This is a genomic window from Brevibacillus fortis (assembly GCF_003013395.1).
GTDB lineage: Bacteria > Bacillota > Bacilli > Brevibacillales > Brevibacillaceae > Brevibacillus > Brevibacillus fortis.
This window is the reverse complement of the sequence record NZ_PXZM01000029.1, coordinates 130,560-145,831: the sequence shown is the minus strand read 5'-3', so window position 1 is coordinate 145,831 and position 15,272 is coordinate 130,560. Positions and strand designations below refer to the sequence as shown.

15 protein-coding genes, 5 tRNA genes and 1 riboswitch are annotated in these 15,272 nt (G+C 47.7%); of the genes, 15 read left to right on the top strand and 5 right to left on the bottom strand.

Annotated features, from left to right (window positions below; genetic code table 11):
• Positions 1-26: 26 nt before the first annotated feature.
• The 7 genes from C7R93_RS18160 to C7R93_RS18130 all read left to right on the top strand — a co-directional run bounded on the left by C7R93_RS18160 (position 27) and on the right by C7R93_RS18130 (position 6,397).
• Positions 27-974, top strand: a complete 948-nt coding sequence (locus C7R93_RS18160) for an MBL fold metallo-hydrolase (protein WP_106840132.1) — start codon at positions 27-29, stop codon at positions 972-974.
• A 138-nt stretch (positions 975-1,112) separates the two neighbouring features.
• Positions 1,113-1,261, top strand: a riboswitch (cobalamin riboswitch).
• Positions 1,262-1,417: 156 nt separating this feature from the next.
• Positions 1,418-2,395: an ABC transporter substrate-binding protein gene (locus C7R93_RS18155; RefSeq protein WP_106840131.1), complete on the top strand. Its 978-nt coding sequence runs from the start codon at positions 1,418-1,420 to the stop codon at positions 2,393-2,395.
• A 1-nt stretch (position 2,396) separates the two neighbouring features.
• Positions 2,397-3,434, top strand: a complete 1,038-nt coding sequence (locus tag C7R93_RS18150) for a FecCD family ABC transporter permease (protein ID WP_106840130.1) — start codon at positions 2,397-2,399, stop codon at positions 3,432-3,434.
• A 9-nt stretch (positions 3,435-3,443) separates the two neighbouring features.
• Positions 3,444-4,220: a heme ABC transporter ATP-binding protein gene (locus C7R93_RS18145; protein WP_106840129.1), complete on the top strand. Its 777-nt coding sequence runs from the start codon at positions 3,444-3,446 to the stop codon at positions 4,218-4,220.
• A gap of 26 nt (positions 4,221-4,246) precedes the next feature.
• On the top strand, positions 4,247-4,813 hold the full coding sequence (gene cobU, locus C7R93_RS18140) for a bifunctional adenosylcobinamide kinase/adenosylcobinamide-phosphate guanylyltransferase (RefSeq protein WP_106840128.1): 567 nt from the start codon (positions 4,247-4,249) through the stop codon (positions 4,811-4,813).
• A gap of 278 nt (positions 4,814-5,091) precedes the next feature.
• Positions 5,092-5,748 (top strand): YitT family protein, encoded by a 657-nt coding sequence (locus C7R93_RS18135; protein WP_106840127.1) that lies wholly within the window; start codon positions 5,092-5,094, stop codon positions 5,746-5,748.
• Between the two features lie 172 nt (positions 5,749-5,920).
• Positions 5,921-6,397, top strand: a complete 477-nt coding sequence (locus tag C7R93_RS18130) for a hypothetical protein (RefSeq protein WP_106840126.1) — start codon at positions 5,921-5,923, stop codon at positions 6,395-6,397.
• On the opposite strand, the gene C7R93_RS18125 is transcribed toward C7R93_RS18130, so the two are convergent.
• From C7R93_RS18125 to C7R93_RS18115, 3 genes are all read right to left on the bottom strand, one after another.
• Complete coding sequence (locus C7R93_RS18125; protein WP_106840125.1) at positions 6,382-7,488, bottom strand: N-acetylmuramoyl-L-alanine amidase family protein; 1,107 nt, start codon at positions 7,486-7,488, stop codon at positions 6,382-6,384. The genes C7R93_RS18130 and C7R93_RS18125 overlap by 16 nt on opposite strands.
• 102 nt (positions 7,489-7,590) lie before the next feature.
• The gene (locus C7R93_RS18120; protein ID WP_106840124.1) at positions 7,591-8,400 is read right to left on the bottom strand and encodes a WYL domain-containing protein; all 810 of its coding nucleotides are present in this window, start codon (positions 8,398-8,400) and stop codon (positions 7,591-7,593) included.
• Positions 8,387-9,682 (bottom strand): helix-turn-helix transcriptional regulator, encoded by a 1,296-nt coding sequence (locus C7R93_RS18115; RefSeq protein ID WP_208637832.1) that lies wholly within the window; start codon positions 9,680-9,682, stop codon positions 8,387-8,389. Before C7R93_RS18115 ends, C7R93_RS18120 begins: the two co-directional genes overlap by 14 nt.
• Before the next feature lie 183 nt (positions 9,683-9,865).
• On the opposite strand from C7R93_RS18115, the gene C7R93_RS18110 reads away from it, so the two are divergent.
• From C7R93_RS18110 to C7R93_RS18065, 8 genes are all read left to right on the top strand, one after another.
• Entirely contained in the window at positions 9,866-11,302 is a 1,437-nt protein-coding gene (locus C7R93_RS18110; protein WP_106840215.1) for an RtcB family protein, read from the top strand.
• Between the two features lie 283 nt (positions 11,303-11,585).
• Complete coding sequence (locus C7R93_RS18105; RefSeq protein ID WP_244191576.1) at positions 11,586-12,128, top strand: hypothetical protein; 543 nt, start codon at positions 11,586-11,588, stop codon at positions 12,126-12,128.
• A complete protein-coding gene (gene thiM, locus C7R93_RS18100) occupies positions 12,094-12,897 on the top strand; it encodes a hydroxyethylthiazole kinase (RefSeq protein WP_106840121.1) in 804 nt (267 codons plus the stop codon). Before C7R93_RS18105 ends, thiM begins: the two co-directional genes overlap by 35 nt.
• Positions 12,898-13,760: 863 nt before the next feature.
• A tRNA-Ser gene (locus C7R93_RS18085) sits at positions 13,761-13,853 on the top strand.
• Between the two features lie 8 nt (positions 13,854-13,861).
• A tRNA-Glu gene (locus C7R93_RS18080) sits at positions 13,862-13,935 on the top strand.
• An 86-nt stretch (positions 13,936-14,021) separates the two neighbouring features.
• A tRNA-Val gene (locus tag C7R93_RS18075) sits at positions 14,022-14,097 on the top strand.
• 9 nt (positions 14,098-14,106) lie between these two features.
• Positions 14,107-14,193: transfer RNA gene (locus C7R93_RS18070), tRNA-Leu, on the top strand.
• 17 nt (positions 14,194-14,210) lie between these two features.
• Positions 14,211-14,286, top strand: a tRNA-His gene (locus tag C7R93_RS18065).
• 80 nt (positions 14,287-14,366) lie between these two features.
• Here C7R93_RS18065 and C7R93_RS18060 read toward each other — a convergent pair.
• On the bottom strand, positions 14,367-14,735 hold the full coding sequence (locus C7R93_RS18060) for a glyoxalase superfamily protein (RefSeq protein ID WP_106840119.1): 369 nt from the start codon (positions 14,733-14,735) through the stop codon (positions 14,367-14,369).
• On the bottom strand, positions 14,732-15,196 hold the full coding sequence (locus C7R93_RS18055) for a DinB family protein (RefSeq protein WP_106840118.1): 465 nt from the start codon (positions 15,194-15,196) through the stop codon (positions 14,732-14,734). The genes C7R93_RS18060 and C7R93_RS18055 overlap by 4 nt, the downstream gene beginning before the upstream one ends.
• Positions 15,197-15,272: the final 76 nt, after the last annotated feature.

The window sequence follows — 15,272 nt, the reverse complement described above, 5'->3', positions numbered from 1 at the left end:
GGCTTTTGAAAAGGAGGAGTATTTACATGCAATCAACACAGCCAATCTATTTAGGGGGACGCATCCATTTAATAGACGGTTTTGATATGGGGTGGCCTGAACGTACGGGTACATATGTGATCGCGGAAGAAGAGCTCACATTGGTAGAAACAGGGCCAAGCCCCTCCGTCCCTTATATCAAGGCCGGTCTCGCCAAGCTCGGTTATACGACGGAACAAGTAAAATACATCATCGTGACGCATATTCACTTGGATCATGCGGGAGGAGCGGGACTATTTCTAAAGGATTGCCCGAACGCAAAGGTCGTTGTCCATCCAAAAGGTGCACGACATCTCGTAGACCCGAGCCGACTAATTGCAGGAGCGCGAGCCGTTTATCATGATGATTTTGATCGTCTGTTTGATCCGATTGAGGCTGTTTCTGAGGAGCGGATTTTGATTCGCGGGGACGGGGATACACTACAGATCGGAGAGAATTGCGTGTTGGAGTTTCTGGATTCGCCTGGTCACGCCAATCATCATTTCAGCATCTACGATCCAGTAAGCCGTGGCATGTTCACAGGTGATACGGCAGGTGTACTCTATCCACAGCTTAAAGAGGATGGCATACACCTCGTGTTGCCGTCGACTTCCCCGAATCAGTTTGACCCGGAGGCCATGTTAGCTTCTCTAAACCGTTTTGAAGCGCGCAAGCTGAGTCGCATTTACTTTGGTCATTTTGGGATGTCAGAGCAAGTAGATGACGCGTACCGCCAATTACGTGAGTGGCTCCCCGTGTTTGTGGCGGAAGGAGAGTCAGCGCTTGCTATTGGACAAACATACGATGAGCTGTCTCGTAAGTTATTGGAACGAGTCGCTGATCATCTACAGTCACAAGGCATCAGCGGTGACCACGATGTTTTCGAAGTACTCAAGCTCGATTTACAAGTATGCTCCATGGGCATTCTAGATTATTTGCAGAAACGAGGGAAATAAAGCGTTACAATTGCCTGAACCTTTTGTTCAGGCGTTTTTCATTTTTGGGAAGCCAGATGGCGTTCGCAGAGTGTTTGTCATTCTTTTTTCATCCAAGGAATGCTATGATGTAGGTTGAGTCATGGACTGTAACAATTTCAAACGTAACAGCAAACAGGTGCCTCGTCTTTGAACCAGAAGACCGGGTGAAAAGGGAAGTCGGTGAAAATCCGGCGCGGTCCCGCCACTGTAAAGCGGTTTGTTCCTCAGCCGTAAGCCAGGAGACCTGCCTGTTTGTTTTAGTGCCTGTTGCCTTCGCGGAAAGGATCGGCCTATTTCAGGAAGCGGACTAACATGTCTGTTTGCCCTGAAGTGCCGACCCTTTGATTTCCGAACGGAAGCAAGGGTCGATTTTTTTATGGGAAATGACAGTCAATCAGACATGCAGAAAGGAAGTTTACTATATGAAACGTTCATTGCGATTCATGATCCCACTATTGGTTGCAGCGAGTCTCGCAGGTTGTGCGGGTAACAGTCAACCGGCACCAGGTGGGCAAACAAGCGCACCGCAAGAGAACGCGGCAGTGCAGCCTGCAAAACAAACAACGTATCCATTGACCGTCACGGATGCGACAGGAAAAGAAGTGACCTTTGCAAAAGCCCCTGAGCGAATCGTCTCAACATCACCTGCCGAGACAGAGATTTTGTTCGCATTAGGCTTGGCAGATCGGATCGTAGCGGTTTCAGATTATGACGATTATCCAGATGCGGCGAAGGCAAAACCAAAAGTTGGTGGAGTAGTCAAGCCGAATGAAGAAGCTATTCTCGCTCAGACTCCAGATATGGTAATCGGCGGAATTTCGATGGAAAAGCCTGTAGCAGACAAGCTAAAATCTCTCGGAATGCCTGTCTATATTACCCATCCGACAAAAATGGATGACATCCTAAACAACATTTTGGCGATGGGAGTTATCACCAACAAACAAGAACAAGCCCAAAAAGTCGTGGCGCAAATGAAGAAAGACATCGCCTACGTTCAAGAAGCAGTGAAAAATGTAAAACCAGAAGAGAAGAAAAAGGTATACTTGGAATTTTCCCCAGGCTGGACAGTCGGAAAAGGCGAGTTCATGGATGAACTCATCACACTGGCTGGAGCGACAAACATTGCATCTGACACCGAGGGCTGGAATCCGATCAGTGAGGAAAAGATTTTACAAAACGACCCAGACGTCATTTTGTACGCGAGCGGAATTACTGATGAAAAGACTGGCGTCAAGCTGGAGGATATGATAGCGAATCGCAATGGCTGGGACAAGATGAAGGCGATCCGTGAGAAACAAATCTTTGGCATGGACCAAAATATTCTTTCCCGTCCTGGTCCGCGTATTACACAAGGCTTGATCGAAGTTGCCAAGGCGATTTACCCTGACTTGGTGAAATAAAATGAAGAAGAGATTGTTCGTATGGGGAGGAGTAAGCTGTCTCGTCCTTCTGGCATCGATAGTCATCAGCATCTCGATGGGAGCAGCACATCTCCCCATTTCGCAAGTGTGGCTCATCCTGCTCCATCAGATCCCGGGCTTGTCTGAGTGGATCACAGTAACGTGGCCGGAGTCTTCTGAGCAAATTGTCATGAAGGTTCGTTTTCCACGCGTAGTATTGGCTGTCTTGATTGGTGCCTGCTTGTCACTTGCGGGAGCGGGCTTTCAGGGAGTTTTGCGCAATCCGCTAGCAGATCCGTTTACGATGGGCGTGGCATCGGGTTCTGCTGTCGGGGCAGCCTTCTTGATCCTTTTTGGCTTGCAAATCACCTTTTTGGGTGCATGGAGCACGCCTGTCGTCGCTTTTCTTACCGGACTGCTTAGTTTATGGATCGTACTCGGCCTCGCGAACACGCAAGGAAAGCTGCAAACGGAGACCTTGATTTTGTCTGGTGTAGTGGTGCAGGCTTTTCTTGGCTCGCTCGTTTCCTTTATGGTGTCGCTATCCGATCAGACTGTGAATGAGATTGTATTCTGGCTTATGGGGAGCCTGTCATTTCGCGGCTGGGCCTTCACGTACGTCTTGATTCCGTACTTGGTCATAGGGGGAATGGTGCTCGTGAGCTATGCGCGCTCCTTGAACCTATTTGCTTTGGGGGAGCGGCAGGCTGCGCATCTCGGCGTCCATGTTGATCGAACGAAGCTGGTGGTTCTGGTTGTCTCGACCCTCCTGACTGCAGCGGCGGTTTCTATCGCGGGAATTATCGGGTTCGTTGGTCTGGTGGTACCGCATCTCGTCCGATTGCTGGTTGGTCCTGACTATCGTATTTTACTGCCTATGGCTGCGATCTGCGGCGGTATTTATGTGCTGTGGGCCGACACTCTTGCCAGAATGCTGCTGAGTCCAACGGAAATCCCGCTCGGTGTCGTGACAGCATTTCTGGGAGCCCCGTTTTTCGCCTATTTATTGAAGCAAAATAAACGCTTTAGGAAGAGGTAACGTAAGCTTATGATCAATGTGCGCAACTTGCAAAAATCGTATCAGGATGCGCCTGTTTTACACGGAATCGATTTTTCCGTGGACAAGGGAGAATTTTTTGGCATCATCGGGCCCAATGGAAGCGGTAAATCCACCTTGCTAAAAATCATTTCAGGTGTCATCAAGGCAGATGCAGGAGACATTTTGCTTCAAGAGAAGAAGCTTCATTCGTATCCACGCAAGGAGCTTGCCAAAATACTTGCTGTTTTGGAGCAAGAAGGACTGCCGCCAGTTGGCTTCCGTGTTCGAGAGGTACTAGAGATGGGGCGTTTTCCTTACCAAAATTGGTTGGGAGAAGAGAAGCAGGATGTCGCATCGCTCATTGATGAAATCGTACAGATGCTCGGCCTTGAACATTTGGAAGATCGCACACTGGATCAGTTGAGTGGTGGGGAAAAGCAGCGCGTAGCTTTGGGGAAGGCATTGATCCAAAGACCTCAGGTGCTGTTGCTCGATGAACCTACGACTTACCTCGATATCGGGTACCAGATTCAACTCATGGACATCGTGCGAAAATGGCAAAAGACGACTCAGGTGACGGTCATTGCTGTGCTGCACGATCTGAATCTGGCCTCCCTATACTGCGATCGTATTTTGATGCTTCATAAAGGAAAGCAGATGAGTGTCGGCGCACCAAAAGACATCTTGCAAAGTGACAGAATAGAGGCTGTATACGGAACCAGACCGATTGTCATGGAGCATCCTGTCCATCATTTGCCGCAAATTATTTTGCAATCGCAAGTTTGAACACGTGCGAATAAGGAGAAAGAAGCATGATCGTACTCATTACAGGCGGAGCACGCAGCGGTAAAAGCACATTTGCAGAAAAATACGCGGCTCACTTGGGTTCCTCGGGTGTTTACATCGCGACCGCACAAATCTCTGATGAGGAGATGGAAGAGCGGATCTTGCACCACCGAGACCGCCGCTTGCAGTCTGGCTTCTCTTGGCAAACGATCGAGGAGCCGTACGCATTGACAGAATGGCTCGCGAAGCTGGGAGCTCAAAAGGAAATACAAGATCAACAGACAGTGATTTTGGTTGATTGCTTGATCCTTTGGCTGTCCAATTGGCTGCTGCATGATGGAGAGGAGCAGCCGTTTGAGCAAGTGCTCCGGCAGGTTGATGTGCTGGTAAACAAGCTGAAAGACTACCCAGGGACCGTTTTATTGGTGACAAACGAAGTAGGCGACGGACTCGTCCCACAACACCCGTTGGGCCGTATGTTCCGTGATTTGGCGGGCTTAATGAATCAACGCGTGGCAGCTGTTTCTGATCAAGTTTTTCTTGTCACAGCAGGGATTCCGGTGGAGATAAAAGGACAAGCTTTCCGATTTTAACTCGGTGAAAAGACGGTTTCGAGTCGTCTTTTTACCTTTTTTATGATATAATACAAGAAAAGCCATGGAAGGGATCAGGATACCATGCGTCCCCATAGGACGATCTGGAAACGTTTTGACCTCTCCTACATCTAGCTTCGTAGTAGTCGCTCGTCACTGAAGACGACTAATCTACTACGAAAGCGAGGCCCTTTGTATGAGTAGCGACTTATACTTTCGATGTTCCTCGGTAGTCGGTTGGTCGTCTGTGTCTAAACCGACAAAAATGCGAGGAAACCATGATGAGGAGAGCGCTGCAGTTATCTAAGCGTTATAGTATGATTTTGTTTGGAGCTTGTTTACTTGCTTTTGCGTATTATCACATTAACTTTCAGAACCATTTGTCTGAAGGTGGGTTTGTTGGCTTGGGGTTATTGGCGAAATACGCCTTTGACTTACCGCCAGCGATGGTGATGCTTTTGCTGGATATTCCACTGTTTTTGGTTGCCTGGTTAGTAAGAGGCCGCCAGTTCATTTGGGACACCATTTTTGCATCCCTTGCTTTTACTGGATTTTACGATTTGTTTGAACGTTTTTCACCGATTGTCATGGATATGAGCAGAATGATGCCGCTGGCGTCTGTCTTGTCCGGTGTATTGACCGGGCTGGGCACCGGATTGGTTCTGCGCTATGGAGCTGCGACAGGTGGAGACGATATTTTCTCCCTGTTGATCAGTAAGTACACGGGATTGTCCATTGGTACGGTCTTTCTTTTACTGGACGTCATTGTGCTTTGCATGTCGTTCTGGTTCGTACCGATGAAAGAGATGATGTATACTATTTTGGCCGTTGTCATTTCCAGCCAAGTCATCACCTGGACCGTACATCGTGGTGCAGGAATGGCGGTCATGGAAGAGGAGCACGGGCATGGAAACGTCTCGATGACCCACCGGTAATGAGTAGATATTCAGTTGAAAAAACATGCCTATACAAAAGCAAGCAAAAGGCCAAGTCGGTTTTCATGTCGACTTGGCCTTTTGAACGTTTATGGCCGTTTTTGTACATAATATCCTGCTTCCCTAGTGGATACTAACCAACACAGAAGACTATCGAAGGAAAGGACCTGCCATGAGCGATCCGTTTTTTAGCAACTACAAAGCATTCGTCGTCATACCGGCGGATGAGAAGCAAATCGGACCGGAGCCTTTTGACCCGAAGGATTACGCCAGCCATTTCATCCTGACGTTTTCGTTGTACGATTCGGTTATTACCGCCTGGAGGGAAGCGACAAAGTATAAAGTGCAGGCAAAAAAGAGCCTGTCGAATGTGATCGACGGTTTCAACGCTAAACGCCGCGGTACAGCCCGGCTGCATTTGTTGGAAATGGAAGAAGACCAGGCGTATTTCGTCCTGGCCTTGTCGTTGAGAATTCAAAAAGACAATGAGAAAGCGGTCATAGAAGCGATCACCAATCTGCTGGAGAAAGATTTCGCCACCGATTTGCTGATCGGTGAGACCTGGTATCAGATCATTGGTGCCAAAGGAAAATTCGAGCGGAAGCTGTTCTCTTACAGTGTCCAGCCGTATGATTATCGACCGAAATAATCAGCGAGTGCTTCCGTAATCGCCTGCGCAGCTTTGTCCTGATAGGAAGCTGTACGGACGATGCCTTCATCCTTTGGATTCGATAGGAAGCCAAGTTCAATTAATACGGACGGATCGTCGTTTTCTCGCAGGACATGATAATTGCCGAATGAAATGCCGTTGCTTCGGAGTCCGATGCCACCTGCCAAGCGAGACTCAATCGCTCGAGCTAACGGCTCATCTTTGTCTTGCGAATAATAAAACGTCAGGGTACCGCTATTTGGCTTCAGAGAAGAATTGTAATGGATGCTGATGAAGGCATCTGCCGCCTTGGATTCGCTATAAGCGACACGCTGCGAGAGCGAAGGCTTTTCTGTGTCACTTGTCCTCGTCATGAAGACTTGCGCACCTCGTTGTCGCAGTTTGCTGGCGAGCAGCATGGACGTTTTGTAATTCAACGTTTTTTCCATGCTATTCCACTTCGTTCCCTGTGTCCCGACATCTGAACCACCATGTCCCGGGTCGATGACGATGACTTTTCCTTTTAAGCCTGGCGCTTTGGAGCTTTTGGAAACAGGAGTGTTGGCTTTGGCATCACCAATATACGTCGCAGAGACCCAGCCTGTTTGTCCGCTCGAAGTTCGCGCTTGGATCCAATCTCCTTGCTTTTTCAAAATGTCTACACGGGTTCCACTGGGCAGCGAAAGAATAATCTCATGGCTCGTGCTTGGCCCTTTTCGCATTCGAAGCGAATCGGCCAAAACCGTGCCTTGCTTGCTTTTGACAGTGGATGTTGTGGCTGGTGAAGAAGCCGAACCTGTACTCGTTACCGCTCCTTTTTGCAAGTAATACCCCGCGACCCAGCCTACCTTTTGATTGTATCTAATTTTTGCCCAACCGTATGCTTCATCCGTAATCGTCACGACGGCTCCATACGGCACGGTAGCCACAACGGAAGCATTGGGGGCTGGTTCACTGCGAACGTTGAGAGAGGTTGCGACCACTTTTGCCTGGATGACACTTGCTGCTTGCGCCGGCTCTGTAAGAAACGGCCATGACAAACTAAGCCATAGCCCACATATGAGAGACGCTTTTTTACATGTTGTTTTCATCATTTCTACCTCTGCCTTGGATTAGCTACTATCTCACCTGAATTATAATAAGGGAAATGCAGGAAATCGAATAGGGTATGATTTCCTGATTTTTTGGGACAATCAAAGTGGTGGTTCTGTGTATCTTGCCAAGGCATTCGTTGCCGACTCTGCCATTCGCTGTTTGAGTTGATCGTTTTCTACTATTTTTACCCGCAGGCCGAGAAAACGAATGCGCGATAAAATAAACTCCTGCTCGTCGGATAGAAAATGCAGGGTGATCGTATACACTTGTAATTCGGGGTCAAAAGCGACCTCTTTGTCAAAGCAGGAAAAGGCGTACAATATGCGCTGCAGCTCTGCGTTGTAACGGCGGATGATCACGATTTTTGCCATCTGCTTGCGCTGTTGGATCTGTTTCGAAATGGTCGGTAAAAAACTGTCATACCATACATCTTCTATGTAAAGCTCGTCGACGGAGCGAATGAGATGCAGCGGAGTCGTGATCACGCGGTTGGAAGACATGTTCAGCCAGATCAGGTACCAGGCCTTCTTGGCAAGTGAATATTCCAGCTTGTAGGGAACTCCTCGCTGATCGCGAAAAACCCGGCCTTTGTTCGTGGCTGCGGTTATTTTTATGTGGTTTTTGCCGAGAATGATTCGCCGCAGGGTGCGCACGTGTGGGCTCCAGAGCTGTTTGGCCTGAGTTTGGGCTTTTTCTACGAAACGTTCTTGTTCGGTCGATTCGCTCTCTGACATGTCTGTCAAACGACGAAGCTTATCGAGTGTCGCGGGCTCGAAAATTTCTCCCGCAGATGGATTCGCTAGCATCAAGGCGAGCCACGCTTTTTCGTGTGAGGTTACCGGATAAACACCCGCTTCATCCAGCCGTGTCACTAGCTGGTAATTGTGTATCTTGTCAAACAAATTCATAGTAGGCGAGCAGCTCCTCCCATTCTTTTTGGAATTGCTTGCGAAGAAACAGCGGTTCAAGGACTTCGACGCTTGAACCGAAGCTGCGAATCCACGGTGTAATTTCCATCGTGCTGTTCACTTTGATCTCATAGACAAAGCTCTCACGTGATTCTTCTGTCACAATCCCCCATTGCCCTTGTGCCTCCACTCGCTCTTGGATAAAGGAATGAGGCGTGTCGCGAGGCTGGAAAAAGCGAAGGCGTACGGTTACGAGTTTTCCAGTATCAATTAGCCAGCTGTGGGCAATGCGCTCATCCGCACTTGCTTGCAAGGAAGAGAAAATGTCTCGCGTGACCGATCTGCCTGTTACTAGCTTGGTCATTCCTTCCACACGGTATTTGCGCAGCGGACCATTGCCGCATCCTTGTGCCAGCAAGTACCATCTGCCGTATTGATGATCAAAAATAACCCGGAGCGGAATCACTTTTTGATGTCGCCCCGATGTATCCCTTTGGAAAGCCGGATTCGTATTTTGGGAATCGTAAAACTTTAGGCGTTTGGGCGTGTAATAGTGAAATTCAACGATGTTTCGCTGACGAATGGCTTCGGTGAGAAGCAAAGCTTGATATTCATCGAGAATACGTGAGACGAAATGATATTTGTATAAAAACGCAGATGCATCGGTTCGCTTCAAGCGAAATTTGAGATAACGCTTCACTTTTTCTTGCAGGAGATAACCAGGGACGGCCGGCAGTTGTGTATTGGCCATGAAGTCGATGAAATCATACAGATCCAATAGCTCGTCGTCCGTCAACGAGTCCAGCAGCTCACCGTCGAATTGATAGACGTACGGTCTGACCTCACTAACGTTTTTAATCACGCCAATTTCTTCGAGGTATTTCATGTCCTGGCGAATTGTTTTTTCATCAGGCTCTGTATCCACAAACGTATCCAGCAAGTCTTTAATGGAGTGAGGCTGCTGTCTGAGCTTTTCCAAGATGTGCGACAGTCGCTCTACTTCCGAGTCCTTCAATGATTTTGCATGGTATAAAAACATCAAGAAATTGTCCGTCACCTCAAAATAGTTGTAACGAAGCTGCGCGTAATACTCTTTTTTCTCCTCATCGCCTACATGCTGGTAAAAAGTCGATTGGATGTCTTTCAGCTTTTTTATCGTTTTATCTAGGGTATGAACGGAGATCCCAAGCCGCTCTGCCAATTGCTGACGATTGTAAGCGCCAGCGGTCAAAAACAGGAGACGGAGCAATTGCAGCTCTTTGTCAAAGCTTTCGCGTGCCATTACACTCATCCTTATTCATTCGTCATTTATTTCCAAATTAGTCCTCATATTACGAAGAGGCTGAAGAGAAGTCAATGATAAAAAGAGGTTCGTAATACTTTTACCATGTTCAAAACAGATGCGCCGATGGAAAATAAGGGTATGAAAAACAGCACAGGCTGCGAAAGACAGGAGAAATGGATGATGAAAACAATATTGCATGGAAACAACCATCGTGAAGTGAAGCTGGAGCATGGAAATGTGCACGTTTTTGCGAATGACGAAGTCTTTGCGAGCTTCGGTGAACGTGTATTTCAAATGGCAGACAATAATCTGCGTATTCCGCGAAATGTGTATTTTTCGTATACACCTGATGCGCATGTCGGCGTCGGAACGTGCATTGGGACGACAGCGGTTTGGAATTTTGCCGATGGATTTGTCTCGCCTTCCATCGTAGGATCAGACATTGGGTGTGGAATGCGTGTGCATCTGACTCCCTTGCATCGAGACGACCTCAAAGACAAGAGTCTAAAACGTGCATTGATCGAAGCGATCGAAGCGTACGTCCCGACAAACGAACGGGGAAATACGCATTTTACAGATATTCGCTTGGAAGAAGTGGTGAAGCATGGCTTGAAAGGACTGCCTGGCAACTACATTCCGGACACAGAAGTGGCGCCTGACACACTAAGTCGTTCTTTCTCGCATGTGGAAAAGTACACATTTGAATTCGACCATTCCTTCCTTGAGCAAATCCCGCAAAAATCTTGGAGTCGTGCTTGGGGCCAATTGGGAACATTGGGGGGCGGAAACCACTTTATTGAAATCCAACATATCGAGATCGCGGAGGAGAACAGGGAGATTGCAAAAGCGTGGGGACTGTTCGACGGCCAGGTCGTCATCATGATTCATTCCGGTTCACGGGCGTGGGGGGCAATGCTAGGGCGTGATTATACCAAAAGCTTCAAGGAAGTCATGTACAAATGGGGGATCACGAATCCCGAACCGAGCCTGGTTTATGCTCCGATCCAAAGCGAGGAAGGGAAACAGTATTTGAATTTGATGTACTCTGCTCTGAACTTTGCGGTAACGAATCGGCATATGATTGGATTTTCAGTGGAGAAGGCGTTTCAGGATGTATTCGGAAGTGAGATGCGTACGCCAGTCCTGTATGACTTAATGCATAATTACGCCTTGAAAGAATTCCACCGCAACACACCGATGCTCGTCCACCGCAAAGGAGCGACGAAGGCGCTGCCGGCAGGCCATTTCCAAAATCCGAAGGCTTACCGTGAAACGGGACATCCAGCTTTGATCCCAGGCTCTATGGGAACATCGTCCTATATCATGGTCGGATCTGATGCCGGAGCCAAAAACTTTTATTCGATCTGTCATGGTGCAGGGCGTGTCCGTTCCCGCAAGGCAACCAAAGAGCTAGTGACGATCGATCAATTCGAGCAGGCAATGCGTGTGGGACAGGAAGATGAGATCATGGTGAATCACCGTTCGCTCACGTCCATCCTTGATGAATGCCCGCAAGCCTATAAAGATGTGGATCAAATCATCGATTCAGTTGTGGGAGCAAATCTTGCATCTGTCGTCGCAAAATGTAACCCTCTTATTGCCATAAAAGGAGTATAATGAAGAGTGGCTTCCTGAAAAATTTTGGGGGGAGCCACCTTTTGTGATTTAACTTACACTAAATAACAGGAGTTAAATTGTGAACAAATTGCGTGAGAAGTTTCAAAAAATAGGTTCGAATGTAACATAAATTGCTGCGCTTCCTCAACCGATACCAAAAGAGAGACAAAATAGGGGAGATAGGGGAACAGATATGCCTACATACTATTACTTCACCTGCCTAAAATGCCGAACCCGGGGGGGAGTTTTCGGCGAACAGGCCTGGGGTTGGGGGAACTTTGACATGATCGAGTCCTTCAAATACCTGGCTCACCACATCCGTACATGCGGAGAGGATTCTATTCGCGTGATTTCTGAGGATGTAGATGATTATGTAGATCAGCTTCACGGAGAGTACAACACCTTCCTCGAGCAAACGAAGCATATATTTCCACATTCCAAAGATTGGGAGTTCCTTGATCGATGGAAAACATTAAAAGTAGAAGAAATGAAGCTGAAATGGGTCGAGGAAAACCGGATTATGCATCCAGATGATCGGATGAAAATATGTGGGGTCCTTGATGCCGTGGACATTTTGAAGGAAGGGGCGGGAAGAGTCTCCTTCAGTGCTAGCGTGACAGACGATGATGGGAAAACGTGGAAAATCGTAGCTGACATGCGCGAATTACCCATCTTAAAACACTCGTATATCATCATTGGCGTCATGCAAGAGCATTCTATATTAGGGGAAGTCATCGAGGTGTACAAGATGATTCCACGAGTCGTCGTTCAAGATGAAAGGGGTAACGATCATGATTCTGGAGACAATCGGGCAATTACTAATTAAAGTGCGCGAGGAAAATCCACTTGTCCATAACATGACGAACGTAGTTGTCACGAACTATACAGCGAATGGCTTGTTAGCCCTTGGTGCATCACCTGTCATGGCGTATGCCAAACAAGAGGTGGCAGATATGGCAAAGATCGCTGGAGCTCTTGTATTGAATATAGGGACATTGAATGAGCATGAGATAGAAGCGATGGTGATCGCAGGAAAATCGGCGAATCAACATGGAGTGCCTGTTTTGTTTGATCCTGTGGGAGCGGGGGCTACATCGTACCGAACTGAGACAAGTCAATATCTTGCGCAGGAGCTCGACCTTACCTTCATTAGAGGAAATGCTGCCGAGATTGCTAATGTCATCGGGGAGCGCTGGGAGATTAAAGGTGTAGATGCGAAGGAAGCGGGAGGAGATGTCGCGGACCTAGCGAGAGCAGCAGCGAAAAAGCTAAAGACAATTGTCGCAATTACAGGCAAGGTCGATGTGATTTCGGATGGAGAAACGACTTACTCGATCCATAATGGTCATCCAATCTTAACGAAGGTGACCGGAACAGGCTGTTTGTTAACATCTGTTATGGGAGCGTTTGCAGCCGTTGCGAATGACAAGCTGATCGCAGGAGCTGCGGCATTGGTATGCTACGGTGTTGCTGCGCAGCTGGCAGCAGAAAAAGCAGCAGGAGTAGGTCCTGGCAGTTTCCAAATCGAATTTTTGAATGCGTTGTATAACTTGACACCAGACGAAGTGCGCCGTTTTGGTTACATCGAAAAATAAGAATAAAAATTCCCCTTGAAAAAGGGGAGGAAAAATGGCCGTAGAACGATTAAGCTAGATATGTTAGACAGTAGCTGTAATTTCGTAGTGAATAAGACAGCAGCTTCTTCTGGTGCTCTGATAGTGCTAGGAATATAAATTCTACTTGATCATCATCGTATGGACGGACATAAAAACGGGAAATACCATGACATATAATTTCTCTCTTTAACGTCAGCGCCACACTGGCGTCTGTTCGTATGTGCAATTCCACGCTGCGTACCCTCCTTGGACATTCAATAGAGTACCAAAAAAATACAAGGAAAAACAAGGGAATTATGTCTGATTCATGTCCAAGTTGTTACCAATTTTTGTATGAAAACTGAGAAAGAGAACGATTCAGAAAAAACTAGCGGGGATTGTTGGGAGAGCACCCTGTTCGAGAGAAAAAATTCGAGATGAGTCCAGCCATTCTCCCTTTTTCCGTCGAATTGTTTACTTTATTTCGAAGGCAACGCACCAGCTCCTGATCGCAATGACAAGAAAAATAGCCGTGCTTTCGATAGCAATCATCATGTCGCTTGCAGCATCTGTCGACGTCATCAATCGGCGCACCCGGCCCGGAGCATCCAGGCCCACACCAGTTTCCGTACAAACAGGGGAAGCCTCCTGAACGACGATTTCTTTTTGACAACTGACATCACTCCGTCTTATAAAGGGATACTACTTGTATCATATTGAACAACAAGTGAAGTTGCTTTAGGCAATCTCCCTTTTTTATATCCGATGTTCGAACAAGGGAAAAACTTTGAAAATATCACTTGAAATCATGTTGTGAATATGATAGATTAATTCTTGCCGAAGCGAACGCTTGCAGGCACGATGGATGGATGTCCGAGCGGCCGAAGGAGCACGATTGGAAATCGTGTAGGCGGTGTCGAACCGTCTCGTGGGTTCAAATCCCACTCCATCCGCCATCATACTTGGCCCGTTGGTGAAGCGGTTTAACACAGCAGCCTTTCACGCTGTCATACAGGGGTTCGAATCCCCTACGGGTCACTTAAACATCCCGTATAGTAATCCGGGGCCCCCGCAAAGTACTCGGAATATGCTTCATTGTATTGGCGTCACTTTGTGGGGTATCTGGAGGCTTAGCTCAGCTGGGAGAGCATCTGCCTTACAAGCAGAGGGTCGGCGGTTCGATCCCGTCAGCCTCCACCATTTTCATATGCGGTCGTGGCGGAATTGGCAGACGCGCTAGATTCAGGTTCTAGTGGTGGCAACACCGTGGAGGTTCAAGTCCTCTCGACCGCACCAAGCAAACCCTATACATGGCGGTCGTGGCGAAGGGGTTAACGCACCGGATTGTGGCTCCGGCACTCGTGGGTTCAAGTCCCATCGATCGCCCCATTTATGATGAAAATGTAAAATGAAATAGCCCAGCAGTGGCTCCTGTAAAGGAACTCCTGCTGGGCTTTCTTTGTATTCGTCTACGAATGATCGACAGGCTGATAAAAGTGAAGGCGATTGCCAAAAGGATCAGTCACGCTCACTTCACGAGTTCCCCATGGTGTCTCCTCCAGACCGGGACAAGCGTACTTGTATTCTTGACGCACCAGTGACTGGTGAAAAAGCTCAATGTTCACTACCTGCACGCGAATTGCGGAACCAGGACAAGCATCTCCGTGATGCTCGGACAGATGGAGCGTGCACGATGGAGACGAAATTTGCATATACAAAGGAAAATGCTCCTCGTAACGATGCTCCCAATCAACCTGAAAACCTAGAAAGTCTACATAAAACTCTCTTGCCTTTTCCACGTCAAACATACGAAAAATAGGAGTTATGATCTGGTTCATTTGCCTAGAAACCTCCGGATTGTGTTGATTGATGCGAGATGCACCCCTTCGTGAAAAATCGTTCGGACAAGCACTTGTGCAATCGTATGCATGCCGGATTCAGTTGCGGGAAACTCTTCTTCTAATCGATCCTTGTAAGCGGCTTGTATCTTCTGAGGTTGTTCTTGTAAAAGGGAGACAAGCACTGCGAGTTTTGGTGGTGGGGTATCCCAGTCAGCAGGTTTTGTCCCGAAGTTAAACCATTCGTTGAAGCCAGGGGATAACGAGATCGTTTCTTTTGTAAGGTGGGCAATCCATAAATACTGGTCGAGATAGATATGTCCCAGATTCCACAAGATATTGTTTGAGAAACCATCGGGTATAAGGTTCACATCTTCATCCGTCAAACCATCGATTGCTTTTAATGTCTCCTGTCGATAATCCTCAAGCTGCTGGAATAGCACCCTATGCCGTTTTTCCATACCTTTTCCCCCTTGCGTGGCAGTCTATCGCAAATACATTCGAGCGAGAGAATCTACCTTCCTTCTATAAGAAGGG

Excerpts from the sequence above, each read along its gene's own strand:
- C7R93_RS18160 (WP_106840132.1), top strand. The coding sequence starts at position 27 with ATGCAATCAACACAGCCAATCTATTTAGGGGGACGCATCCATTTAATA.
- C7R93_RS18155 (WP_106840131.1), top strand. The coding sequence starts at position 1,418 with ATGAAACGTTCATTGCGATTCATGATCCCACTATTGGTTGCAGCGAGT.
- C7R93_RS18150 (WP_106840130.1), top strand. The coding sequence starts at position 2,397 with ATGAAGAAGAGATTGTTCGTATGGGGAGGAGTAAGCTGTCTCGTCCTT.
- C7R93_RS18145 (WP_106840129.1), top strand. The coding sequence starts at position 3,444 with ATGATCAATGTGCGCAACTTGCAAAAATCGTATCAGGATGCGCCTGTT.
- cobU (WP_106840128.1), top strand. The coding sequence starts at position 4,247 with ATGATCGTACTCATTACAGGCGGAGCACGCAGCGGTAAAAGCACATTT.
- C7R93_RS18135 (WP_106840127.1), top strand. The coding sequence starts at position 5,092 with ATGATGAGGAGAGCGCTGCAGTTATCTAAGCGTTATAGTATGATTTTG.
- C7R93_RS18130 (WP_106840126.1), top strand. The coding sequence starts at position 5,921 with ATGAGCGATCCGTTTTTTAGCAACTACAAAGCATTCGTCGTCATACCG.
- C7R93_RS18125 (WP_106840125.1), bottom strand. The coding sequence starts at position 7,488 with ATGAAAACAACATGTAAAAAAGCGTCTCTCATATGTGGGCTATGGCTT.
- C7R93_RS18120 (WP_106840124.1), bottom strand. The coding sequence starts at position 8,400 with ATGAATTTGTTTGACAAGATACACAATTACCAGCTAGTGACACGGCTG.
- C7R93_RS18115 (WP_208637832.1), bottom strand. The coding sequence starts at position 9,682 with ATGGCACGCGAAAGCTTTGACAAAGAGCTGCAATTGCTCCGTCTCCTG.
- C7R93_RS18110 (WP_106840215.1), top strand. The coding sequence starts at position 9,866 with ATGAAAACAATATTGCATGGAAACAACCATCGTGAAGTGAAGCTGGAG.
- C7R93_RS18105 (WP_244191576.1), top strand. The coding sequence starts at position 11,586 with ATGATCGAGTCCTTCAAATACCTGGCTCACCACATCCGTACATGCGGA.
- thiM (WP_106840121.1), top strand. The coding sequence starts at position 12,094 with ATGATTCTGGAGACAATCGGGCAATTACTAATTAAAGTGCGCGAGGAA.
- C7R93_RS18060 (WP_106840119.1), bottom strand. The coding sequence starts at position 14,735 with ATGAACCAGATCATAACTCCTATTTTTCGTATGTTTGACGTGGAAAAG.
- C7R93_RS18055 (WP_106840118.1), bottom strand. The coding sequence starts at position 15,196 with ATGGAAAAACGGCATAGGGTGCTATTCCAGCAGCTTGAGGATTATCGA.